The following is a 21,322-nucleotide window of genomic DNA, read 5'->3' on the forward strand; positions in this document are numbered from 1 at the left end:
AGGAAGAGAGAGAGGACAGGCAGATGAAGAAAATCGTTGTTGCCGCAGCGCTCAGTATCACCAGTATGTCGCACGCCTTTGCGCAGGTCCCGGTCAAAGACGCGGCCAATATCGCGATAAGCCAGGAGATCGAAAAGCTCTCGAAGCAGATCCAGGGCGACACGTCGATCGTCAAGGACAATACGATCAAGACGCTTCAGGCGATCACTGGCGACCGGTCACAGGATGCAAGCCAGTTTGCCAGGCTCGCCACCGGCAATGGGTTCAGTATGGGCCAGGCGCCTGATTTCAACAGCATCCTGTCGGGAAACGAAGCGTTGTTCGGCGGCATCAGCGGTGAATTCCAGAACACCGCCGCCAAGCTGATCAATGGGCTCAATCTGGTGAAAATGGTTGTCGATACCGTCAAGGGAGGCGAGCTGTCGGGCGCCAATAAGGCCTATTCGCAAGGCATCAACGCGCTGACGACGCTGACTGCCCTGACCGACGCAATGAACAGCGCCACCAAGGACCGGCAGAACGCCTTCATGCAGGCGACGGAGCAGATCGGCACGGCACAGGATCTGAAGGGCGCGCTCGAACAGAACACGCAGATGGTGCTGCAGGGCAACCAGACCGCCAACGAGGCCGTCGGCTCGCTCAACAACCAGGTGATGCTGCTGAACCAGCAGTATAAGGCGGCCCTTGCAACCTCATCCCAGAACCTCAAGACGTTCGCAACGCTTCCCGACAGCGTGATGCGCGATGGCGGTGGTGGCGCGGGCGAGGCTTCGATTCGCGAGCAGCTGCAGGCATTCGAGGAGCAGAACCAGTGAGGTTTCTCCCGGCGCCGGTCCTCGCCCTTATCATCTTATCCGGATGCGCGGGCAAGTTCGAACAGCTGGCGAAATGCTCGGCTGATGAGAACCCCATACCGTCTCTCGCCTACGAGGCAGGGCAGAAGCCGACGGCACCGGAGCAAGCGCTCGCGGACATCGTCAACAACGATTGCGGTCCGATGCGACCCGTCAACTCCTTTCAGGGGGGATGATGGATCCGGTCAGCTATGCGGTCAATTTTTATGGCGACGCACTCTCATACTTCGACAAGATCAACGAGGCATCCCTAGAGAAAGCCTGGGGATTGTTCGCCGAGAACGGTAATCTCGTCTCGTCTATACTGGCGCTATTTCTCATTCTCTACTTTCTTTGGGGCGCGCTCGGCCTGTCGAGCGTATCTCTTCAGGATATGGCGATCACGGCCTCGAAACTCGCGCTTGCCTATGCGCTGGTCATGTCCTGGGCGACCTTCTACGACAATATCGGCCAGTTCGTGCTGACGTCACCGCAGGATCTTGGGGCTGCCATTTCTTCGGCGATGGGAGGGCAATCCGCCGGCTCCGAACTTGCCAGCCAAGTCGCCAGCATGTCGCGCAAGGTCTACGACTTCGCCATGCAGCTCTTCAATTCCTATGAATCCGGATGGCTGCCGAACGTCACCGGTGCAGTGGTGGTCTTCATCGTACTGGTCTTTGGCCTGCTGCCGATGCTGCTCATTCTGACCGGCGTGACGCTGTTCGCCAAGATGATCACCGCAGTCATGCTGGCTATCGGCCCGATCGCCATCCTTTCCTATTTCTTCGGTATCACGCGTTTCGTCTTCGATGCGTGGGTGAGAGGTATCGCCTACGGCATGTTCATGCTGCTTTTCACCTATGTCATGGCCGGGCTGTCGTTCGGCTTTCTGATCGGCATGATGGACACGATCAGTGGCGACATGGCGACCAAGGAAAATGCGCTCGCGATCGTGCTGGCGATGGTGCTCTACCTGGCGCTGATCTCCTATTTCATTTTTCAGGTTCCTGATTTCGCGAGAACATTTGCCTACGGCACGATGACGTCAGGTACTCCCGGCGGAGGCGGAGCCAGCACGATATATGGCGCGGCTCGCGCGAGACTCGGTTCCAGCACTTCCAGAAGCGGGCAGGCCGCCGCATTGGCCCTTGGCATGATGGCAGGGCCAAAAGGCGCGTTGACCGCGGCGGCACTTGCCGGCCGCGGCGGAATGGCTGGCGCTGGTGCGCTCGGCCGAATGCTGACCATGCGCCGGCGGAACGGCGAATGAGGCGAAATATGCGCTGGTCAAGCCTGGGTTTTGCATACGGAAACCGGATTTGCCGACAACACAATTGGCAAACATCCATGACGATCATGATTTTGGGGATAGAACGTGGCATTGTTCAGAAGGCAATTGCGAGCCGCACCAACCGACCAGGTTGCCGGGCCGCAGGACATCTACGACCAGCACCTTTCCTGGGGTGAGAAGAACCGTTCGCTTCGCACCCTGATCGGCATCATCCTGCTGGGGTTTGCCCTGGCCGGCTGGGCTGTTGCAGGCGTGTTGTCGTTTTCGGTGGCGCAGCTCTTTCCGCTCGTTCGCACCGAGGTCGTTCCGCTGATCGTCGACCGGAACACAGGTTACATGGAGACGGTGACCACGCTCAATAAAGACCGTGCGACGGTTTCGGAAAACCAGGCCGTGCGCGCCGCCTTCGCCGGCAACTACGTCATCCGCCGCGAAACCTACGATCCCCGCTATCTGTCGGATAATTTCGACATGATTGCGCTGTGGTCAGAACCCGGCTCGCAGGCTTTCAAGGACTACGAGGCCTGGATGAACCCCTCCAATCCGAGGGGGCCGGTCAAGACGCTCGGTGCAACCGGCGAAATTCGTCCGGAAATCCTCTCGGTCAATCCTCTCAATCCCTCGACCATGGCCGTTCGCTTCGAGACACGCGAACGTCGCCGTGGCGGCGAGGTCGTCACGCGCTGGTCGGCGACCATACGCTACCGGCAGATCAACCTGCCCGCCAGCAACCGGGTCCGTCTCTATAATCCTCTCGGTTTTGTCGTGACCGAATATGCGAGGGTTCCCGAAACCATGCCGTCGGGGATCACGCCATGATGAGGCGGATGGCAGCAATTTCCCTTCTGGTAGTGCTCGGGCCGCTGGCTGCACATGCTGAACTGGTTGCCAGGCCGGGTCGCCTCGACCCCAGAATCCGCTCACTTCCCTATTCGGCCGAGCAGGTCTTCCTCGTAACGGGCACCTACGGGCTGGTGACAACGATCCTCTTCGGAGCCGACGAGGACATAACCCAGGTTGTCGCCGGCGATACCGTCTCCTGGCAGATCCTCACCTCGGCCGACCGGCGCTCACTCACCCTGAAACCGATGGAGAAGGACGCGGCCACCAATCTGTCGGTGGTCACAACGAAGCGAACCTACTCCTTCGACCTGCGTGTCAACGACACCAAGGCGATGCAGAACCAGACCTTCAAGTTGCGCTTCACCTATCCGGAAGACGCGGGTCTCAAAGGCACGGCAGAACTCTGGAAACAGGCGCAGGATGCGCAGCGCAATCCCAACATCAAGAACATTCGCCGCGACAAGGTCAATTACGACTACGGGTTCAAGGGCAGCGACGGAGCCAAACCGCTCTGGGTCTTCGACGATGGATTGAAGACCTTCATGAAATTCACCGGCGACATCCCGGCAATCTTCATTGTTGACGCCAAACGTCGTGAAAGCCTCGTGAACTACCGCCGCGAGGCCGATTACATCGTGATCGACAAGGTGTCGCGGCAGTGGACGCTTCGGTTTGGCACCGAGAGCGAGACCTGCCTCTTCAATCTCCGGACCGCCCCTGCCGATGTGCCCGCACCGATCGAGGGTGCGGTCGCGCCGAAGCGAATTGGCAGCGGAACATCCAACCAGCAATCGCAGTCAAGATAGGAGGCACGCCATGTCCGATCCCAATTACCATTCGATCGACACCGATACCTCCATCGGTGGAGAGGTGAGGCGCGGTGGCATAGGTCTCATGCGCCCGTTTGCCGTCGTCGCGGGCATTGCGGGCGTTGGCGCTGTCCTTTATTTCCTTCTGGCTGGCGGGGAGGCGGAGCCGCCGATCGATACGACGCCTCGCGAGGAATTCCGGCCGGTCCAGACACCGCGAAACGAGGGGTTCCGGGCGCCGTCACCGCCGCCGCTGCCCACGGTCGAAATTCCGGAAGCACCACCCCCACCTCCGCCGCCACCGGCGCCGCGTGTGCCGGCCGCGGCCCCTGTCGCACCGCCCGCCGAGATCGATTGCTCCCGGGGCAAAAATCCCGACGACCCGAAATGTATCGAGCTGGAGCGGAAGGCCAAATTGCTTGAACGCGTCCGCTCATCCGCGATGGTCTTCGATCAATCCGACCAGACCAGGGGCGCGTCGGCGACGTCGTCCGATACATCGGGATCGGGTCTGTTCGGGGCAAACGGCACGCCGGGTGCATCCACGGCCGTGAATGGAGAAGCCGGCGCTGCTGTCGATGGTGATCGTGCCTTCTTGAAGGCGATGGGCGGACAGGGTGTGGAGGTGTCGGTCGCAACCGAGAACCGTCGCATCGATGCCTGGATACCGCAGGGCACGATGATCCGCGGAACGCTCGAAACAGCCATCAACTCCGATCTCGCCGGCATGGTGAAAGGGATTGTGCGCGAGGATGTCTATTCCTTCGACGGTCGGCGTATTCTCATTCCGGCCGGATCCTCGCTGATCGGCGAGTACAAGTCCGGCGTCCAAAGGGGGCAGGAGCGCATCCTGATTGTCTGGACGCGGATGATCCGCGGCGACGGCGTTTCCGTGCAGCTTGGCTCCTATGGCACCGATCGCCTCGGCCGCTCGGGCATGACAGGCATCGTCGACCGCAAGAACTGGGAGAGGTTCGGACCGCCGGCGCTGATGACGCTGATCGGCGGCGCGACACAATACATCGCGCAGCTTGGACAGAGGCAAGATCGCTACATCACCATCGTCAACGACAACGGCAGCGTCACCCGCATTCCGCAGGACAATGGCGAGACGCCTCAAGATCGCGCCCGCGCGATTGCCGCCGAGACCATCGCATCGGGCATCCAGCAAATGGCAGCAACGGCATTTGAGGATTCCCGCAACATCCGTCCGACCATCCATATTCCGCAAGGGTCCGATATCAACGTCTTCGTGACGCGTGATCTCGATTTTGCCGGCCTCTATCCCGACCCGGTCCGCCAAGAGTTCGAGCGACTGCGCAAGGTGAGATACGGCAAATGAACGCACGCCCCCAGATTTCAGCTGAACAGCACTTTCTGACCGAGGCGCTGGAACCGATCCGGTCATTCCTCGACGATCCCGCTGTCGTCGAAATCTCTTGCCAGCGCAGCAACGAGGTCTGGCTGGAGAAGATCGGGCAGCTCCGGATGGTGCGCCATGAGATCGAGGGACTGGACCAGGATGTCATCCGCCACATGGCGGCTCGTGCCGCCTCATTCACAAAGCAGACGATCAATGCGGAGAATCCGCTTCTGTCGGCGACACTGACGGGCGGCGAGCGCGTCCAGTTTGTCTTGAGCCCGACCTCGGCAACCGGTCACGCCTTCTCGATCCGCAAGCAGTTTATCCGACGGTTCGACCTCAACGACTATGAGGAGGCGGGCGCCTTTCGCTTCACCAAGGTCACCGGTGACGATTATCTCGATGATGTCGATATCGAGCTCTCGCGATTGTTGCGGATCGGGAAGGCGCGGGCATTCCTGGAACTGGCCGCCGCCAACCATCGGAGCATCCTGATCTCGGGCGGAACATCCACCGGGAAGACGACCTTTCTCAACACGATGCTCACCGCCATCCCGAACCACGAGCGCTTCATCCTGATGCAGGACACGGCCGAGCTCGAGCCGTTGCAGGAGAATGTTGTTTCGTTGCTCGTGTCGAAGGGCGGACAAGGGGAGGCGAGGGTGACGATGGGCGACCTCCTTGCCACGGCGCTTCGCCTCCGGCCCGACCGCATCTTCATGGGCGAGCTGCGCGGCGACGAGGCCTTCGATTTTCTGAACGCCATCAACACCGGTCACCCTGGCTCGATGTCAACCATCCACGCCAACTCGCCGCACCATGCCTTCAACCGCCTCTCGACGCTGGTGCTCAACAGCAATGTCCGCATGGAGCGCGACGATATCATCCGCTACATCCGCTCGATCATCCCGATCGTAGTCCAGTTGAAGAAGAGCGATGCCGCCGGCGGGCGCGGTGTCAGCGAGATCTATTTTGCCGACGAGGTTGATGAACATGGCCAGCGTATTCACAGACGGAGAGATTGATCGCCCGAAATGGACGGGCCTCCAGAAACTGTCTTTTCTCACCCTGCCTGTCGCGCTGGTTGGCGTGGTCTGCATATGGCTTGCCTTCTTCACCTTGATCTACGACGCCTATGTCGTTTCTTTCGGTTCACTGTCGTATTTCGACTATGTGGGCCACGCGCGGTTCGCTGATGCCGCCCGCTACACCTGGTCGATCATCCATACGCGCAACACGGTTGGTTTGTCGCTTCTGGCATTCGCGCTTGCATCACCCTTCCTGTTCTTTCTGATGTGCATCTGGATGCTCAAGGGCGGAAGGGCGCTGTCGCGCAAGATCCTTTATCTCCTGCATGTCCGTTCGATGTTCAGCCTGATTGCGATGACCGCGCTGATATTTGCCGCGGCCTGGGCTGGTGCTTTCATCTACGGCTTCGCCTTTTATCTCGTCGCCTCGAAGGCTGGCGAACATGCCGATATCGCCAGCTATTATGGTAGCCATCTCGCCGCCATGTATCAGGCGCCGTTCGGGACGACCGATGCAGCCGGTGGCTACCAGCGGCCATCCCGGCAGACGGTCCAGGCTACACTCGTGGGGCTTGCCGCCGCCTGCGCGCTGGTGGGGTTTCCGATCGGTGCGGCAATCCAGAAGCGTCAGCAGATGATCATGGGCAAGGCCCGCCTTGCCACCCTCAAGGATGCGGCAGACTTTCGCTTGCGCGACAAACACGGGATCGTGCTTGGGCTCAAGCAAGGACTTCTTCTGCGCAACGATGGTGACCAGCATGTGATGCTGATCGGCTCCCCCGGACAGGGAAAGTCGCGTGGCTTTGTTATCCCCTCCATGATGAGTTTCGAGGGCTCGCAGGTGGTGCTCGACATGAGCGGTGAGCTGTTCGAGGAGACCTCCGGTTTTCTGAAGGACAAAGGATTTGAGACTTTTCTGCTGGCGCCAGGATCGAAATTTACCGACGGTTACAACCCGCTCGACCTGATCAGTACGGACCCACACCAGCGCATCACCGACCTTCAGAAATTGACGCAGATGCTGCTGCCGGAGCGGCTTCGCTCCGATTCTTCCGATTTCTGGGAGGAGAGCGCCCGGATTCTGCTCACCGCCATGCTTGGCTTCGTGCTCGAATGCCCCGACACCCGCAAGTCGCTAAGCGAGCTCTACCGTATCCTTAACTCGATGTCTGACGAGCGTACGGCAATTGTTCAGCTGCTGGAGAACTACGAAACGGTCCTTTCCGATCAGACCCGTATGCAGCTCACCAAATTTGCCGGCCGGCACGAAAAGCTGGGTGAGGGGATTGCGGCCGAAATCGTCGCCAAGCTCAACTTCCTGCAGAACCCGCTCGTGGAGGCGTTGACATCAATCACCACCATTCCGGTCGATACCATACGGAAGCGCAAGCTGGTGATCTATATCCAGGCCGACTGGAATGCCATCCAGATCTATGAGCGGCTGATCTCGATGTTCATCCAGCAAATGGCCGACAAGCTTGTTCAAATGGGTCCTTTGCCCGATGGCGAGCACGAAGTGATGATGATGCTTGACGAGTTTGGCAATGGAGGCCGCATTGACACGGTGCTGACGCTCGCCCCCTTGATCCGCAAGAACGGGGTGCGGTTCGTCTTTATCCTTCAGGACGGCGCCCAGCTGGAGCGATTGTACCAGCGGTCCGGACAGAAGATTCTGATGGGAGCATCGACGATCAAGGTCTTCATGAACTTCCAGAACCAGGACGATGCAATGGCGGTCTCGCTCGCGGCCGGAAAGACGACGGAATGGGTCGAACAATCGTCCTATTCCCATCGCCATGGCCGTCGTCAGCGATCAATCTCGAAGGTGCCGATGTCAGTCGATCTCCTTCCGGTGAACACGTTGATGATGATGAAACCGGAAGAGGCGATCCTGCAGGTCACCGGCATGCCGCTGATGCGGATCATGAAACTGGACGCCGGCGGCGAGCGTATGTTCGCGAAAGTCCGCAAGTTCAAGATGGTGTCGAAACCCTGTCTGAAGCCTGTTGAGTGGACGATCACCGACAGTGACTGTCTCGAGTCCGTCACGCCAGCTGTACCGGATATAGCCGCGCCCAGCGATCAGGCCAGCTTGAAATTCGGAACTGACATCGATCTGGCTGCCATCGAGCGGGTCCGGAAGCCGCAAGATCTGCGCTACATCGTGAAGGACGGCGTTCGTCACGTTTATATTTCCTCTCTTGACGAGCTGCGTCGCCGGCTGAACCTCGATGAGACTCGCGCCGCAGGCCTGGTCGAAGAAGAATTTGGTAATGAGCCGCAGCCGGGACGTAAACCCGCGCATGGTGCGGCTGGCCGGAAAGAGAAACGCGGTGAGCCGAAGGAAGCCCCCGTTGAAGACGCCGATAGCATTGATCTCGATGTCGATGAAGAAAAGCTTGGCCAATCTTTCTACCCAGGATCTCCGACAAGGCGGCAGAATTATCCGGATGGCGCATCCGGTTCACCTATTCTCCGACGCCAGGAAGTAAGAGAAGCATTCGGAGGCGAACTTCAGGCTTTGAATGACGTCATCTTCCGGCAGGCTGCGGAAAATGTAGTTGAGCCACAAGCGCTGAACGCGGACGTTGAGCTCCTCATAGACACCCTCTCGGGCAAGCTGACGGAGGACAGTTCGAGGGCATGGCTACGTGAATTCGCAGACACGGCGCGCGATCCTTTGCGCGAAGATGGGGCGCCGCCCGATAGCAGGCCGGGGAACGACTAATCGCCTGGCCTCAGACCAATCGTAGTTCACAGGGCCAGACCAAGTCAGGTCGCGGTGCCCGAGCATCAGGAGAACAACAACCATGGCCAAAATCGAGCGCCTCTCGACGCTTTATATCGCCGATAAACGTCATCTCGAACGGATCGTTTCCGCGGCACGGGCCGACCCGGGCTTCTGGCTGATGGTGAAGGAGCGCGAAATGGAACTGAGAACGATGCGCGCCGAGCTCAGGCGCCTCGCTGCTGACGACAGCGAAATCGACCATCTGTCTCCGAAGAGGCTTAAGCCAACACTTTCTGATCTCGCGGACGAGCTTGTAACGCGTATGTTCGGGAGTTGCCCTCGAGACATGCTGGTGCCGGTTCAGAATGCCCTGCTGGCTGCGGCAAAGCGCGAACTGGATGAGTATCCGTAGAGCCGACCAGTTCGTTTCGGACTGACCTACAGGCATTGATAGCGGTTGGACGAACTCGTGGCGCACAGGCTTGGACATTACTTACAAGGGATAGTTTCCCAGTGCGAATCCGCCCAGGGCCTTACCAGCTGATTTCCACGAACCTGAGATCAGTTTATAACATGAAATGGAATGTATTAAACTACGGCTATAGCCTGATATAGTCACGATGAAAATCAGCCCATAGCCTGTTTTTCGGTTGGTTGTGCATGCCCTGATACGCTTACTATTGCGCTTCATACGTGCCGGACATTGTCGATGACCCAACCTTGCAGGCGCTTCGCTGTCGCTTGCGCATTTGCCTCCGTTAGATCCTCGGGAACGATACTGAATATCGGTCCGAGCTGCTTCATGCGCGGAACGGTTTTTTCCTTGGCCTCGCGATACTCATCAGTTTCCATGCCGAAGGCCTCGACGATCAAAGTTGCGGGCGTATGGTCCTTGTAGGTTGCCTCCACTATGAAATCCGGCCGGCACGGGCCGAGCGGTGTTTCGGTCGCAAAAAGCGGCTTGGTGATCTTGACGCGGAGATCAGGAACGCCTTCCAACAGGGACCCCTGAAGCCAGAACAGGAGATGGCACACATCTCTTTCAAAACCGGATTCCACCGGATATAACGTGTCGCCATTGTAGACCGGTTGGGCATAGGCCTGGACAGCCCTGGCTGGTCCCTCGTCATCGTCGCCGAAGTCCACGTTCAGCAAAGTAAGGAATGGGCCGCGACGAGCCGGGTCGCCGCGCAGCGGCTGTCGCACTTTCCCGATCACGTCGATTGGTCGCGAGGACGATGCCGGCAAGATTGTCTGAACGGATATGGATTTCGCAAACAGCAGCATGAAGCCCGTGCGACGAAGCGTTCCGGGCCAGTCTGGACGCGATGTTTCGAGCAGGCGTTGCCAGCGGCTGTCAGCCTCCTGGTAGTCAGCCGCCCACGTCGACAGAAGAGCGTTGAATGACCATGTTCTCAAGACTCGAAGTTCTTTGGCGGCGGCGCGCAGCTTTGACAACTGATTTCGCAGTGTGAGACCGTACTCATCCTGCAGGGGAGAAACGACGTTCACGCCAGCGTCGTCGAGCAACCGCCACAGGATGCCGCCGAGCCTCGACGGTCTGTCGTTTCGCTCGGTCGAGCGGTTGATGTCGTGGTCGGCGACGTCAGCAAGACGGTCGGGGATGGCCGGCAATGCGTCGATATAACTCCGATCGGACTTTCGCAGAGGCCGAATGTGGTAGCTACGATCGATGAGCGCCGGCGTGGCGTCCTTATCCACGTGAAATGGGCAACTGATTGTGTGGTTTGGCCGCTCCTTATGGCGAACAGGGTCTTCGTCTTTCGACGTCAGTCGCCGCAGCGTATAGGTGTGCTGTTGCCGGATCGGGGCGAGGAGGGGCTGGAGCCGACCGGTGAGGCAATCGCACTCGATCCAGCCGTTCATCACCTTGGCTTGCCGGATCACAGCGAGGGCGATTGACTTCTCAGCATTGGAAGCAGCGTTACCATACCACGCCCGAAGTGCAGCCGCCTCTTCCTCGGTAAGCTCTGCCAGGCCGTGAGCGGGGCCGTTTCTGACAACTATGCGCATGAATTTTGCGAAACAGGAGGATGCAGACCTTCCTCCGGCCCTGCGGTCCGAGCAGCCCCGCTTGCATGGGCGGATCGCGCCGGTGTACGAAGCGTAAAGGGGTTGTGAAATGCCCAATTTGAACTATGGACAACAATTGGTTTACGCTTGGGTGGTGTAGTTTGTAGTCGATATCGGGTGACGGATGAGCAAAAGAGTTTCAAGGAGAGTTTCAATGCGCCATCGTGGTGCGCCCTGCCATTACCTTGGCGGCATGTTTGACTGTCGCTGCGTGAGTCCGATCGGGGCTGGGGATGGCGACCAATGCCCCGTCTGAAACGCCAGCCCCCGGTGGAGGCCGTGGACATTTCGACGATCGACACGTTGTCTTTCCAGGAGAGGCTTGCTATCGGTCTCGAACGATTGAAGGCCGAACGCAAATTGACGAATCGGGAGCTTGCTGAGCAGCTCGGCGTACACGAAGCATACATATCGCAGGTGACGCGTGCCATGCGAGACGTCAAGCTATCGACACTCGACAAGATGCAGCGCGAGTGGAATGTTGTCATCGAGGATTTGCTCAGGATCACCGAAGCCGACCTCCATCGGATAGCGGTTTGGAAAGCCCGCCGAAAGAAACAGAGAGGCGCCGCGACCGACTCGTGATGCTGAGGTCGCCCCAGCGGTGGCAGGAAAAGCCCTAGTGGTTCAGGTTAAACCAGAACCTTTCTTTCACCCCGTTGTCGTTCGGAATATCGAAATAGTAGGGATCCGCGCGGCGAGGCCGCGGAGTGGCAATCTGCTGGATGCAGCTTTCGCCATCTCGGCCGAAGCGCCGATTGATCGTCAACCCTGCTGAGCTGGTGTTGCCATCGTACTGGCCCGACGCCCGGCAGACATTGACCGTTTCGATGCATTGATCAGGTTCTCCCCGCCAATTGTTGTCGCCACCTCGCGAGGAGTAGCCCACCGTGGTGCCGGCAGGGCAATCCTCGTAGGTTTCACGACCAGGCTTTCCCGCCTTCGCCTCATGGCAGATGGGCCAGGAGAAGCCGGGTCTGGACATGGCGGTGATGAGTTTGCGCATTGGCGGCACGCAGTAGGAGACACCGTGCCAGGATGGGTTTTTCGATGCGGCGCACAGCAGAACCTGACATCCCCATTCGGCGTCTTCGGCCTTTGCTGGCGCCGCCGAAAGCGCGCCTATCAAGCCAGCGGACAATAACATGATCGCCTTCACAGTGCGTCTCCTTTGAGTGGCCTACTGGATTTGTACCCAGGTGTTGTCGATTTTCGCGAACGACAGGGTGCCGGGCTGCGTCGTACCCGCGAAGGAACCGCTTGTTGTTGTGATGATGCCGGTGCAGGTGACACCGGGTACGGCCTGACGAGGTTTGCACTCCGAGATACGGATCGTGCGGCCCGATTTGGCGATCGCTGCACTCGCTTGCCTGTCGTCGGGAAAGTCAAACGCCGGCTGCCGTTGAAGCTCACTCTCGAGCCGCGCGACCTCCTGTTCAAGTTCCATTATCCTGTCGGCCCGTTCAAACTCGTTGATCGTATACCCGCCAGCAGATCCCACGACGAAAGCAATACCGGCGGCGACAAGCGATCCGTAGTCGAGCTTCTTCATCGGCAACCTTAATATCCTTCGATCCCGAGGCGTTTCAGGATCGCGATCGGATTGGTTTCGCACTCCGATTTCCATTCGCGATGCTTGGCGCAGGCGTAGGCGTATTGGCTAAGGTCTGCCGAAGACAGGTCTGCAAGCCTGTTGCCAACCGCCTTCCATTGCTGCACGTCTGCCGGATCGCAGCCCGCACCGCCCGCACCGCAAAAGTCCGGATCGCGTTGTTCGACCTGGGTTTGCGTGGCGCCGTCCTGCGCGCCGGCGGCAACCGGAGAAACAGCCAGTAGAATGGCAATAATGGTCGAAGTTTCGAAAGGGCGTTTCATTTAACCTCCGTGCACCTGCGTGAACGACAGTGCTTTGTCGGGAGTGACGGGCAGGGGCAGGGGAAGCCCCTCTTGGGTGGCTGGCGTGGGGCCATCAGATTTCTCACCGGACTCTGGCGATCCGTTGTAAAGCCAGGGCGGAGATAAGTCCGGCGACGACCAGATGCCAAAGCCAAGCCCTCTCGCCTTCCTCTCAATGTCGAAATAGGCACGAACCGGGGGCTCGTTGGGATAGTTGAAGGCGTAGCCGATCCCTTCGGCTACCGCCGTCGCCGCCAGATTGGTCTCGCCTACAAAACAATGGGCGATCAGGCGCTTGTTGTCGTCGCGCCCGACCGGTGCGCAATTGACATTCTGGCCGAGCGTTCGAAGGATCATCCACGCGCGCGAGACCTGACCGACAGGCCATGTCACACCTTCGGTCGTCGCGTTCTGCAACAGCTGAGGAGCTTCATAACCAGCAAGACGGACGAGCTGACGGGTCTTGATAAACTCGAATGTGGTGCCATCAATGACCTGAACCTTGCCGTATATCTGACGGGGAACATCGGATGGGCGGGCTTGCGCCAGCGTCCCTGTCGGGATGTGAGCGACGACAATCGTCGAGATGGTGGCAAGCTTCATCGCGACACTCCGGCTTGTTGCATCAGAACAGAGACGGGGTGCGGCATATCTGGATAGTCCCAAAGACCCGCGCGGGCGGTGCGGGCGCTTTCCTCAGCAACCCTGTATCCGGGAACAATGACTTGGCCGGTGCTGTCGACTGCCGCAAATCCCCATCCTTGCGCGATAACGTAGGTCGCAAGATCATATCGGTGCTCCCCGGCAGTCGTCTGGCATGCAACCACGGCATTGTTCTGGTCGATCATCTGAATGGTGGCGCAGACGGGCTTTGTATCCCTGACCAGCGCCTGCATCATGATCACGTTGAATTCACCGCAGTCGCGCGAGCTTCCCTGGGATACGGTAACGGCGGTCCCGCGAAGGCATGACTGGAGGCCATAGAGCCGATACCGTTGCCCGTTTGAGACCCAGCTATCGCCGGTCTCGAACTCTGCATGCGTCGGGAATGGTGCGAAGGCGGAAGATGGCGGAAGCGCCACGTCTTCCGTGGCAGGAGCGTCAGCTTGCGACGTCTGAACGGGGACGACCGGCAGCCAAGGCGGTTGCGTATGTGGGACTTCACTGCCGGCCAGCATCGGCATTATGACGAAGCCTGCGTAGAAGCCGGAGACTGCGATCGTGGAAATGAGCATCAATGTTCCGATCTGCATCAGTGCATTGTCGGATTGGCGCGGTAACGCTCACCGTAGGGATGGAAGAAATGGGCGCTGGCCCAGATGCCGGCTTTCGCTTCTCGCGCGACTTGTTCCGCCCGAGCATATTCCGGGAAGATCGGCTGGCCAGCACGATCACGGAAAGCAAACGCTACGCCTTTGCGAATGAGTTCCTCAGAGAGCGACCGCACCGTGTCTCCGTCCATGAAAAAGCATTCCGCATATCGTACCGTCGGCTGGCCGGAGTTCCGTCCAAGTTCATGGCAGGGGAATGCAGTGCCAGCGATAGCCTGTACCTCACCGATGGTCGCCGTCATCGCTGCAAGTGAGATAATGGTACAGGTGGCAATGACACTCGCATATTCGAGCGGCTCGGTCGAAAGGCAGCCTTGAACCCCTGCAAGTTTGATGATCGTTCCATCCGCCGCAAAAAATGCGCTGCCGCTCAACGCGGCTTTTGGGGTGACACTTTCAAGATCAAGTCGCGTTGTGATCGAGGACGTGTCGAATGGTGTTGGCGACGCGGGGATCAGGTCTCGCCCCTGCACATAAGCCTGCTGGTAGTGGCTGACGAACTCTTCAGTCGTGTCCGCCCTAACCGTCTCGGGCAACGAGACCAGAGCACCCAAAAGGCTGTAAATGAGGTGGCGAGAAGATCGCCATGCGCCATTCTTCATGTTCGCATCCGTCATCTGTTGACTTTTTTGAATATGCACGAAATTGTACTGTAGTGCAAGTATGGAAAAGTTCTGAAAATTGAGGTAAGGTTGTTCAGACGTTCGATTTGTGTGTGGGGATAAGAGGATGGCGATGTATCGGAAGGCACTCACGGTCTTCACTCTTCCATTCCGTGCTGTCTGGTTGTTGATACAGATTGCGTGTTTTTTACTGGTGTCAGCGGCATGCATCCTAGTTGCGGCCTTCGTCGGCTACTGGGTAGTCTTGACGCTTTCCTATGCCTTTCTGCCGCTTGAAACGACCGAGAACATTTGGCAGTGGGCGTCCGATCTTTATGAGCAATCGGTATGGTTCAAGGCCGCGACGATCGTCGCGTACTTGCTGCTCATTCTGCCGATCCTTCGGTTTTGGCCGGGCGAAGATTCAATTGTCGAGGCAGCACGTAAGCGCGAAATGATGCGGCTCAATGAGGGAGTAATCGCAGCCCGACGTCAGGATGAAGCACTGGCAAAGCTTCGCGGCCGGTAAAGAACGCGTTTCCCTCTTGTCATGTGGGGAACGAAAGCAACTTGTCGAATTGAACGGATTTCGATCTTCCGCTTTCGAACGCGTGAGCGGAATCGGTTGATCGTAACATCGGCTTCGGCTCAAAAGGGTGAGGATTTTATGACTGTCAAACCTCTCTCGCTCGCCATATCGACCTTCAAGGGCGGCGCCGGAAAGTCGACTCTGAACGTCAATCTTGCTGCGGAGTTTGCGCAACAAGGCCACAGGACGCTTCTGATCGATTGCGACGAGCAGGAATCATCGACGCGCTGGTATAATGTCTCCATGAAGCGGGGGCTTTTGCCGACCGACGGAACGTTGTTACATTTGCGCGTAGCGCCCGGAGACAGGTTTCGTGAACGGCTTGACAAGGCCCCGGACTCGGACATACGGATCTACGATGTCGGCGGCTACGTGCATCAGCGCGCGATCGAGGTTTACCACGAGTGCGATGCAATCCTCATCCCGGTCATTCCCGAACCAACGGCTGCGACCTCAGCCATCAAGGTGGCCACGATCCTGACCGAGATCGGCCGGAAGCGGGACAGGGGACCGATCCCTTACGCAGCGATTTGGAACTACGTGGACATGATCGCCCTCAAACACAATCGATCCCTTCCCGAGGTTCACGCCATCCTGACGAGCGGCCGGATACCCATGGTCGAGACGGTCGTGCGCAAAAGCAATCATTTTAGCGATGTCGGGGCCGGTTATGGTTCCCTCTACTCCAAGCTGGCGGGCATCGCAGACAATCCGTCGTTGACGCCGTCGGCCAAGCGCAGGGCGTCGGAAAGCGTGCTTGACGCAATCGATCTGGTGAAGAGGATCAACAATGAGTTCATCGGACTTCTGCAGACGGAGGCCGCCTAAACGATGCCAAGGGAAAGAACGCTTGCCGGAAACATTCTCGCCCTCGCCCGATCCCGTGAAGAGGAGTCTAAGGATGTTCAGGAGGCCGCGACATCGTACATGCCGACGACCATCGACCTCGACACACTCATGCCTGATGGTGATGCCCAGGGAGAGGGAACCGCGCCTTCTGCGGCCAATGTACCTAAGGCCCACACCCCAGCCAGGCAAGAACGCAAGGAGCGACCTGTGGCGACGGCGCCCGCAAAGGCGGCTGGCGTGTCCGGCAAACGAAAACGGATATCGCTCTATATCGACGACGACGTGTTGACGAAGATCTTCCAAGTTTCGTTGGAGCAACATGAGCAACTGTCGTCGGCGACGCACAGGCTCATCCTCGAGGCGCTGAAGGCGAGGGGGTTGTAGATCGCATGCGACAGCCACCCATCATGTTCCGTCTGCCTGATCACATCCTCAGCAATGTCGAGGCTCTTGCCGGACGGCTCGATATCTCCGTCAACATCATCGCCAAGCTGATCGTCACCAGGGAGATCATGCATATTCCGGCGATGCTCGAAGAGCATGATCGGCAAATGGCTAATATGCATCAGTTTCTCCGCGAACTTGCCTGGCGCAACGAGGCGGTTCTCGCACAAGAGGTCAGGCATGCCGAGGGTACCAGGCTGATTGCACAAAAGCTGGACGACGTCATGGGGGCCATCGACGCTGTCCGCGATGCCGCCTTTGTTCGGCCGTCATCTTACATTGTCGAGCTCATCAGGAAACACGATGAACGAGGTCTCCAGAAATCCCTCGAAGCCTAGACCCGAAGGTCGGCGACTGCCGAGCTATCTTGATTTGATCGAAGACGATCTGCACCGACGTGGAGGAGGCGGCGGAGGAGGGGGAAAACGACCGGCGGCCGGCAAGAGCAAACGCCCGTCGACGAGACATGCCGGCGCGGCCTCGGCGATCAGTCGGGCTACAGGCAACAATGCAGTGGTGGTCAAGGTCCTTTCCTATGGCGCCGGCGCGGGTTCGGCCCGTAACGTGCTCGCCTACCAGAGCAAGGAAGAAAAGGCGCTCGATCAGGATGGCCGCGAAGTATCGGATCTAAACCAGGCGGTGCGTTCATGGGAGAGGGATTTCGGCAATCGCAAGGGGAGCAGCGACGTGCTGCGTCTGACTTACGAGCTTGAAAACACCCGCCGGGAAGGCGTAGCCCGCGCACTTGCTTCACTCGCCGCCGACGGTTTCCATAAAGCCGGCGACCCTGTACGAACCTACGCCTTCAGTGTGAGCGACGGCGTAAACGGGCAAACAAGATTGCATTTCGCCCTGGTGATTGCTCACGAGAAGAAAGACAGGTCGGATCGAAGCAGCAGCAATCGCATTCCAGGAGAACTCGACGTGGCGCATGCGATCGACACACGCTTGGATCGAGCTCTCCGGAACGAGGGAATTACGCCGATTTCCCGATACCCCGCTGAGTTTTCTTCAGGTCCAAAGGGGTTAACGGCAACGCTGCACGCCATGCAGCGCAGGGGCGCGGAGGTAACGCTTTCGACGACGACGCATGTCGAGGAGCGTCCAGGCAGGAGCGGACGTTACCTCCATGGCACTGGGCAGCGGGAAATCACCACAGCGGATCACAGGCAACTGACGGCAGAAGGGAAAGTCGTCGGTGCCCTCATGCAAACCCGTCAGCCACGAGATTTCATGCACCTGTTGCTGTCAGGACCGGCAAATGTCGATCGCGATCAGCTTGTCTATGCCGGGCGTGATTTTCTAAGAGAACAATTCGCCGGGCACCGTTATGCCTATGCCGTCCATAATCGTAATGCTCTCGACAAGCATCCACACATGCATGTGATCGTTGCTCTACGAAACTCCAATGGCAAGATGCTCAATCCCAACATCCGCGACTTTACCGAATGGCGATACCGTTTCGCCGACAAGGCACGTGAACGGGGCATCTCGATCGACCGTCAGAAACGTCTTGAGCGGGCTGGCCCACCGCCCGTCAAGCGCTGGGAGTGGGAGATGTTTCGGCGAATGGGAGCCACGGCTCCGAGTAACGTCGTCGACAAAGTTCTGGCGAAGGTCCGCGATACGCCGACAGCCCCCAGATTGCAGGATGCACAAAAGCGGCTTGATCAGAGCCGGCGCGCAGTTGGGCTCATTCTGAAAATGTTGGAAGAGATAGGGAAGAATCGGTCGGCGCCCAGCACGGCGCGCGAACTTAGCCAGGACCTGTCGATAGGGCTCCAACGTGAATACCGGCGGCTTGAGACAGCCGTCCGCGCCGGTCGTGACCCAACAAACGAGAAAGGAGAAGAGCACATGCTGAGATCGACACCTATCAGCGCTGCCCAGGCGAAGGCTGCGAAGGAGACACTGGCGAACACCGCAGTGAGTCTGGCCACGAAGATCGCCAACCCCTCCGATCGACTGATCTTCGAACAGGCGACGAAAATTATTGGGAAGGTCGTTGGGCTCCAGCTTGACTCACGGGTGGTCAAAAACCGCGATCGTGATGCCGCGGGTCAACAGAAAAGCAGCGTGAACAGTTTGGCGACGAAATCGGCGGCCGGCCGCGATCATGTTGCGGAGCAGGGTGTCGTCAACAAGAGTTCGAACAACCGATCGCTCGATCAATCACGCATCGCGCGCTCCAACGCCGAACATGACAGGTCGGAAGCGGATCGGCCAGATCCAAAGCGCGAAAAGGCTCAGCGACAGTCTAACGAGTCGCAGAAATCGATAAAACTTCGTCCGCCTCAGGAAAAGGATCGCGACCGGAGCCGCTGAGTGGATGATACTCATCCTTGTTCACTGCATTTGGCTGACTCGCAGCTCAGTCCCAAAGCCCGTTGAATCTCAGTGTTAAGCTGTTGCGCGTTCACGGTCGCGGACGGATTAAAATATTGTCGTTCCATTTTTCTCCGAGCCGGGATCGTTCGATCCGCGGGCAATCCAGAATACTGGATAGACGATATGTTGGCGCTGGTTGCCGCAAGCAGCCCAACAGCAGTGCTGTTGACAAATATGGCGTCCTTCTCGTCTACGCCATACCACTCAACGGCGTGTAAGATCATTGCGGAGATCAATCCCTCCGTTTCTCGTTGCGCCTCGTCTGCCTGGGGTATCTCTCGTCTTACTTGTGGAGAAATACCCCATGTCATCCAGAAATCGGGCATCGCGTTTCGGATCTGCAGCAATTTGTCGAGTCTTCCGGTGAGGGCCGCGAATTCTTCCGGGCTGTGAGAGCCGACGTCCATCCCCCTTGCATCCGAGATGAACCCGAACCTTACGCCGATCCCTCGCAGATGCTGTAGCATTAGGACGAAGTCGTTGCTGATATCTCCCAACATGAAATCCCGAGGCGGATTGTTCCGTCTCAAAAGGGTGCCATCTCTCTCGAAAATGACAAGGCCGATAGACCCGATCCTTCGAAATGCACGTTCATTGCTATTCATTGTCTGATGACCAATATGTGAATTGTCTTGCTTTATTCGAGCCGAGACTCCTTCCAGGAGTCGCGCAGTTCGCCACAGTCTTTTGTTCACGCGGTCAACAGCACAGGGACCTCGGCTTCGCGAGCCGCAAAAGAGCGGCCCGCATATAGGGGCTGGGCAATCTGCAAGCTCAACCGCATTTTGTTGCAGATGCGCTGCGAGACTTCGAAGGCTCCGCAGCATACCGCAAACCTTCCGTAGCCGTCTGCTCGACCAAGCTCGTCAAACTCCGCGCCGGCGCGGTTGTAGAACCTCCGCATGTGGGGTTCGTAGTTCGAGATCAGCGTATCAATGCCATTGTCGAGAGCCACTTCGCATAGCGCAAGGAGGAGAAGGCAGAAAGCACGGTCCGGACGCATATCGGTGAAGCTACAAGCTATAGCGTCTTCGTCGATGCACATGCGAGTTCCCTCCCAAATGCCGGGCGCAACGAGATCGCAGGCGTTCGGAAATGTCTCGCGAAATACATCGTAGAGAAGAGTAGGGCCCGTGGTTGGCATGAGCCGGACAGAACCGTAGAGTATCTGTCGATTGTCGCTGCACCATATGAGATAGGCAGGATGAAGGTCGTCGTAGCGATCCCTTTCATAAGGGCCGGACACTGCCACATCCCATCGGAGCTGGTCGGCGAAAACCCGCTTTCTCAGCCGGAACGATTGATCGAGCAGTTCGGCATGCTTATGATATTCGTGAGCCTGAACAAGAAGATACATGTTTGCCTCCATCATTTGATGAAAAGCACCATGAGGATTTCAAGAGAGCCGATAAATTCCCCAGAATGGTACCCTCAGTTGGGGGTATTGCCAAATGGATTGATCAGCCGCAGCTGCATCGCTCGCGCGATCGTAAAGGTGATCGAACCGCCCCCCAGTTTGTGGCGAGCCGACTTGATGTAGGCTCTTGTCGTATGCTCAGACAGCTTCAGCATCACCGCAATGTCGATACTGTCTTTGCCCAGTGCAGTCCAATGCAGGCACTCGATTTCACGACTGGATAGCTGCGGCACTGGATCGTGCTCGCCGTGAAGTTCGAAGATGGCCTTGTGATGGATAAGAACGGCAAGCTCGCGCCATTCATTGCGGTATTGTTTGACAGTTACGCCCCACTCGTCGGCGGCTTTGTGCGAATTGACAGAAAAGAGAGCTCGACGCGCCTTATCGACGATAGGGATCGAGAAACCGTTCGGGCCAATACCGTGATTATGCGCGTCCAGCAGAAAGCCGTGTGCTGAGTTTGGAATTTCGACTTCGCGCCAATCGAAAGGCATCTGTCGGACGAGACCTTCACGAAGTATGGGATCGATTTTGACGTAGTCACGAAGAAGGTAACGGGACACCCATTTGGGGTCGTAGGTGGTGCGCACAAATGGGGTGTCCACGACATCAGCAACCGTCAGCGCCAGATGGTAGGTCACAAAGTCGATATCGTACGCACGTTGGAAAAGTGGCAGGGCATCTGCGACTGTTGGTGCCGCCCCGATATCTCTAACTAGCTTCTCCACACGATTCGGCTGCTGCACTTCGATTGTCTCCTTGCTATCAAACTTGAATGGCATAACATAGGCTGACGACAAGGCGGTCTGTTGCC

24 protein-coding genes are annotated in these 21,322 nt (G+C 58.1%); 14 read left to right on the forward strand and 10 right to left on the reverse strand.

What is annotated here, in order from left to right; translation table 11 throughout:
- Positions 1-23 precede the first annotated feature (23 nt).
- The 8 genes from CRO48_RS22220 (at position 24) to CRO48_RS22260 (ending at position 9,310) form a co-directional block, all read left to right on the forward strand.
- The gene (locus tag CRO48_RS22220) at positions 24-815 is read left to right on the forward strand and encodes a conjugal transfer protein (protein ID WP_097142041.1); all 792 of its coding nucleotides are present in this window, start codon (positions 24-26) and stop codon (positions 813-815) included.
- A 214-nt stretch (positions 816-1,029) separates the two neighbouring features.
- Complete coding sequence (locus CRO48_RS22230; RefSeq protein ID WP_097142065.1) at positions 1,030-2,103, forward strand: type IV secretion system protein; 1,074 nt, start codon at positions 1,030-1,032, stop codon at positions 2,101-2,103.
- Positions 2,104-2,208: 105 nt separating this feature from the next.
- The gene (locus tag CRO48_RS22235) at positions 2,209-2,943 is read left to right on the forward strand and encodes a virB8 family protein (protein ID WP_036588721.1); all 735 of its coding nucleotides are present in this window, start codon (positions 2,209-2,211) and stop codon (positions 2,941-2,943) included.
- Between the two features lie 8 nt (positions 2,944-2,951).
- A complete protein-coding gene (locus CRO48_RS22240) occupies positions 2,952-3,773 on the forward strand; it encodes a TrbG/VirB9 family P-type conjugative transfer protein (protein ID WP_234797306.1) in 822 nt (273 codons plus the stop codon).
- Positions 3,774-3,783: 10 nt separating this feature from the next.
- Entirely contained in the window at positions 3,784-5,118 is a 1,335-nt protein-coding gene (gene virB10, locus CRO48_RS22245) for a type IV secretion system protein VirB10 (RefSeq protein ID WP_036588719.1), read from the forward strand.
- On the forward strand, positions 5,115-6,164 hold the full coding sequence (gene virB11 / locus CRO48_RS22250; protein ID WP_036588717.1) for a P-type DNA transfer ATPase VirB11: 1,050 nt from the start codon (positions 5,115-5,117) through the stop codon (positions 6,162-6,164). Before virB10 ends, virB11 begins: the two co-directional genes overlap by 4 nt.
- Positions 6,133-8,895: a type IV secretory system conjugative DNA transfer family protein gene (locus tag CRO48_RS22255; protein ID WP_097142042.1), complete on the forward strand. Its 2,763-nt coding sequence runs from the start codon at positions 6,133-6,135 to the stop codon at positions 8,893-8,895. The genes virB11 and CRO48_RS22255 overlap by 32 nt, the downstream gene beginning before the upstream one ends.
- Before the next feature lie 82 nt (positions 8,896-8,977).
- Positions 8,978-9,310: a hypothetical protein gene (locus tag CRO48_RS22260; RefSeq protein WP_052820926.1), complete on the forward strand. Its 333-nt coding sequence runs from the start codon at positions 8,978-8,980 to the stop codon at positions 9,308-9,310.
- Positions 9,311-9,585: 275 nt separating this feature from the next.
- Here CRO48_RS22260 and CRO48_RS22265 read toward each other — a convergent pair whose 3' ends face one another.
- Entirely contained in the window at positions 9,586-10,932 is a 1,347-nt protein-coding gene (locus tag CRO48_RS22265; RefSeq protein WP_052820927.1) for a hypothetical protein, read from the reverse strand.
- A gap of 339 nt (positions 10,933-11,271) precedes the next feature.
- Here CRO48_RS22265 and CRO48_RS22270 point away from each other — a divergent pair, with 339 nt between their 5' ends.
- Positions 11,272-11,577: a helix-turn-helix domain-containing protein gene (locus CRO48_RS22270; protein ID WP_237681275.1), complete on the forward strand. Its 306-nt coding sequence runs from the start codon at positions 11,272-11,274 to the stop codon at positions 11,575-11,577.
- A gap of 34 nt (positions 11,578-11,611) precedes the next feature.
- Here CRO48_RS22270 and CRO48_RS22275 read toward each other — a convergent pair whose 3' ends face one another.
- Genes CRO48_RS22275 through CRO48_RS22300 form a run of 6 tightly spaced genes read right to left on the reverse strand, consistent with a single transcriptional unit; the run spans position 11,612 to position 14,821 of the window.
- Complete coding sequence (locus tag CRO48_RS22275) at positions 11,612-12,139, reverse strand: hypothetical protein (protein WP_052820953.1); 528 nt, start codon at positions 12,137-12,139, stop codon at positions 11,612-11,614.
- 33 nt (positions 12,140-12,172) lie between these two features.
- Complete coding sequence (locus CRO48_RS22280; protein ID WP_052820929.1) at positions 12,173-12,544, reverse strand: hypothetical protein; 372 nt, start codon at positions 12,542-12,544, stop codon at positions 12,173-12,175.
- An 8-nt stretch (positions 12,545-12,552) separates the two neighbouring features.
- Positions 12,553-12,867 (reverse strand): hypothetical protein, encoded by a 315-nt coding sequence (locus tag CRO48_RS22285; protein ID WP_052820930.1) that lies wholly within the window; start codon positions 12,865-12,867, stop codon positions 12,553-12,555.
- Positions 12,868-13,491 (reverse strand): thermonuclease family protein, encoded by a 624-nt coding sequence (locus CRO48_RS22290; RefSeq protein ID WP_052820931.1) that lies wholly within the window; start codon positions 13,489-13,491, stop codon positions 12,868-12,870. It abuts the gene before it with no gap.
- Complete coding sequence (locus CRO48_RS22295; protein WP_237681238.1) at positions 13,488-14,141, reverse strand: thermonuclease family protein; 654 nt, start codon at positions 14,139-14,141, stop codon at positions 13,488-13,490. Before CRO48_RS22295 ends, CRO48_RS22290 begins: the two co-directional genes overlap by 4 nt.
- Complete coding sequence (locus CRO48_RS22300; RefSeq protein WP_052820954.1) at positions 14,141-14,821, reverse strand: thermonuclease family protein; 681 nt, start codon at positions 14,819-14,821, stop codon at positions 14,141-14,143. Before CRO48_RS22300 ends, CRO48_RS22295 begins: the two co-directional genes overlap by 1 nt.
- A 127-nt stretch (positions 14,822-14,948) precedes the next feature.
- Here CRO48_RS22300 and CRO48_RS22305 point away from each other — a divergent pair, with 127 nt between their 5' ends.
- The 5 genes from CRO48_RS22305 to CRO48_RS22325 all read left to right on the forward strand — a co-directional run bounded on the left by CRO48_RS22305 (position 14,949) and on the right by CRO48_RS22325 (position 19,028).
- Positions 14,949-15,350, forward strand: a complete 402-nt coding sequence (locus CRO48_RS22305; protein ID WP_052820933.1) for a hypothetical protein — start codon at positions 14,949-14,951, stop codon at positions 15,348-15,350.
- A 138-nt stretch (positions 15,351-15,488) separates the two neighbouring features.
- Complete coding sequence (locus CRO48_RS22310; RefSeq protein ID WP_052820934.1) at positions 15,489-16,238, forward strand: ParA family protein; 750 nt, start codon at positions 15,489-15,491, stop codon at positions 16,236-16,238.
- Positions 16,239-16,337: 99 nt separating this feature from the next.
- Complete coding sequence (locus CRO48_RS22315; RefSeq protein WP_237681239.1) at positions 16,338-16,643, forward strand: hypothetical protein; 306 nt, start codon at positions 16,338-16,340, stop codon at positions 16,641-16,643.
- A 5-nt stretch (positions 16,644-16,648) separates the two neighbouring features.
- Positions 16,649-17,041: a hypothetical protein gene (locus CRO48_RS22320; protein ID WP_052820936.1), complete on the forward strand. Its 393-nt coding sequence runs from the start codon at positions 16,649-16,651 to the stop codon at positions 17,039-17,041.
- Positions 17,007-19,028 (forward strand): relaxase/mobilization nuclease domain-containing protein, encoded by a 2,022-nt coding sequence (locus CRO48_RS22325; protein WP_097142044.1) that lies wholly within the window; start codon positions 17,007-17,009, stop codon positions 19,026-19,028. Before CRO48_RS22320 ends, CRO48_RS22325 begins: the two co-directional genes overlap by 35 nt.
- An 11-nt stretch (positions 19,029-19,039) precedes the next feature.
- Here CRO48_RS22325 and CRO48_RS22330 read toward each other — a convergent pair whose 3' ends face one another.
- The 3 genes from CRO48_RS22330 to CRO48_RS22340 all read right to left on the reverse strand — a co-directional run bounded on the left by CRO48_RS22330 (position 19,040) and on the right by CRO48_RS22340 (position 21,290).
- Positions 19,040-19,498 (reverse strand): hypothetical protein, encoded by a 459-nt coding sequence (locus CRO48_RS22330; protein WP_141402096.1) that lies wholly within the window; start codon positions 19,496-19,498, stop codon positions 19,040-19,042.
- Between the two features lie 284 nt (positions 19,499-19,782).
- On the reverse strand, positions 19,783-20,448 hold the full coding sequence (locus CRO48_RS22335) for an acyl-homoserine-lactone synthase (protein WP_052820955.1): 666 nt from the start codon (positions 20,446-20,448) through the stop codon (positions 19,783-19,785).
- Between the two features lie 74 nt (positions 20,449-20,522).
- Positions 20,523-21,290 carry a helix-turn-helix transcriptional regulator gene (locus tag CRO48_RS22340; protein ID WP_082179044.1) on the reverse strand — a complete coding sequence of 256 codons (768 nt, stop codon included), beginning with the start codon at positions 21,288-21,290 and terminating at the stop codon, positions 20,523-20,525.
- Positions 21,291-21,322 lie beyond the last annotated feature (32 nt).

Source organism: Rhizobium subbaraonis (genome assembly GCF_900220975.1).
In the GTDB taxonomy this organism is placed as follows: Bacteria; Pseudomonadota; Alphaproteobacteria; order Rhizobiales; family Rhizobiaceae; genus Mycoplana; species Mycoplana subbaraonis.

Excerpts from the sequence above, each read along its gene's own strand:
- CRO48_RS22330 (WP_141402096.1), bottom strand. The coding sequence starts at position 19,498 with ATGGACGTCGGCTCTCACAGCCCGGAAGAATTCGCGGCCCTCACCGGA.
- CRO48_RS22305 (WP_052820933.1), top strand. The coding sequence starts at position 14,949 with ATGGCGATGTATCGGAAGGCACTCACGGTCTTCACTCTTCCATTCCGT.
- CRO48_RS22280 (WP_052820929.1), bottom strand. The coding sequence starts at position 12,544 with ATGAAGAAGCTCGACTACGGATCGCTTGTCGCCGCCGGTATTGCTTTC.
- CRO48_RS22295 (WP_237681238.1), bottom strand. The coding sequence starts at position 14,141 with ATGCAGATCGGAACATTGATGCTCATTTCCACGATCGCAGTCTCCGGC.
- CRO48_RS22340 (WP_082179044.1), bottom strand. The coding sequence starts at position 21,290 with ATGCCATTCAAGTTTGATAGCAAGGAGACAATCGAAGTGCAGCAGCCG.
- CRO48_RS22265 (WP_052820927.1), bottom strand. The coding sequence starts at position 10,932 with ATGCGCATAGTTGTCAGAAACGGCCCCGCTCACGGCCTGGCAGAGCTT.
- CRO48_RS22255 (WP_097142042.1), top strand. The coding sequence starts at position 6,133 with ATGGCCAGCGTATTCACAGACGGAGAGATTGATCGCCCGAAATGGACG.
- CRO48_RS22290 (WP_052820931.1), bottom strand. The coding sequence starts at position 13,491 with ATGAAGCTTGCCACCATCTCGACGATTGTCGTCGCTCACATCCCGACA.
- CRO48_RS22285 (WP_052820930.1), bottom strand. The coding sequence starts at position 12,867 with ATGAAACGCCCTTTCGAAACTTCGACCATTATTGCCATTCTACTGGCT.
- virB11 (WP_036588717.1), top strand. The coding sequence starts at position 5,115 with ATGAACGCACGCCCCCAGATTTCAGCTGAACAGCACTTTCTGACCGAG.
- CRO48_RS22220 (WP_097142041.1), top strand. The coding sequence starts at position 24 with ATGAAGAAAATCGTTGTTGCCGCAGCGCTCAGTATCACCAGTATGTCG.
- CRO48_RS22260 (WP_052820926.1), top strand. The coding sequence starts at position 8,978 with ATGGCCAAAATCGAGCGCCTCTCGACGCTTTATATCGCCGATAAACGT.
- CRO48_RS22275 (WP_052820953.1), bottom strand. The coding sequence starts at position 12,139 with ATGTTATTGTCCGCTGGCTTGATAGGCGCGCTTTCGGCGGCGCCAGCA.
- CRO48_RS22310 (WP_052820934.1), top strand. The coding sequence starts at position 15,489 with ATGACTGTCAAACCTCTCTCGCTCGCCATATCGACCTTCAAGGGCGGC.
- CRO48_RS22315 (WP_237681239.1), top strand. The coding sequence starts at position 16,338 with ATGCCGACGACCATCGACCTCGACACACTCATGCCTGATGGTGATGCC.
- CRO48_RS22320 (WP_052820936.1), top strand. The coding sequence starts at position 16,649 with ATGCGACAGCCACCCATCATGTTCCGTCTGCCTGATCACATCCTCAGC.
- CRO48_RS22300 (WP_052820954.1), bottom strand. The coding sequence starts at position 14,821 with ATGAAGAATGGCGCATGGCGATCTTCTCGCCACCTCATTTACAGCCTT.
- CRO48_RS22325 (WP_097142044.1), top strand. The coding sequence starts at position 17,007 with ATGAACGAGGTCTCCAGAAATCCCTCGAAGCCTAGACCCGAAGGTCGG.
- virB10 (WP_036588719.1), top strand. The coding sequence starts at position 3,784 with ATGTCCGATCCCAATTACCATTCGATCGACACCGATACCTCCATCGGT.
- CRO48_RS22240 (WP_234797306.1), top strand. The coding sequence starts at position 2,952 with ATGGCAGCAATTTCCCTTCTGGTAGTGCTCGGGCCGCTGGCTGCACAT.
- CRO48_RS22230 (WP_097142065.1), top strand. The coding sequence starts at position 1,030 with ATGGATCCGGTCAGCTATGCGGTCAATTTTTATGGCGACGCACTCTCA.
- CRO48_RS22335 (WP_052820955.1), bottom strand. The coding sequence starts at position 20,448 with ATGTATCTTCTTGTTCAGGCTCACGAATATCATAAGCATGCCGAACTG.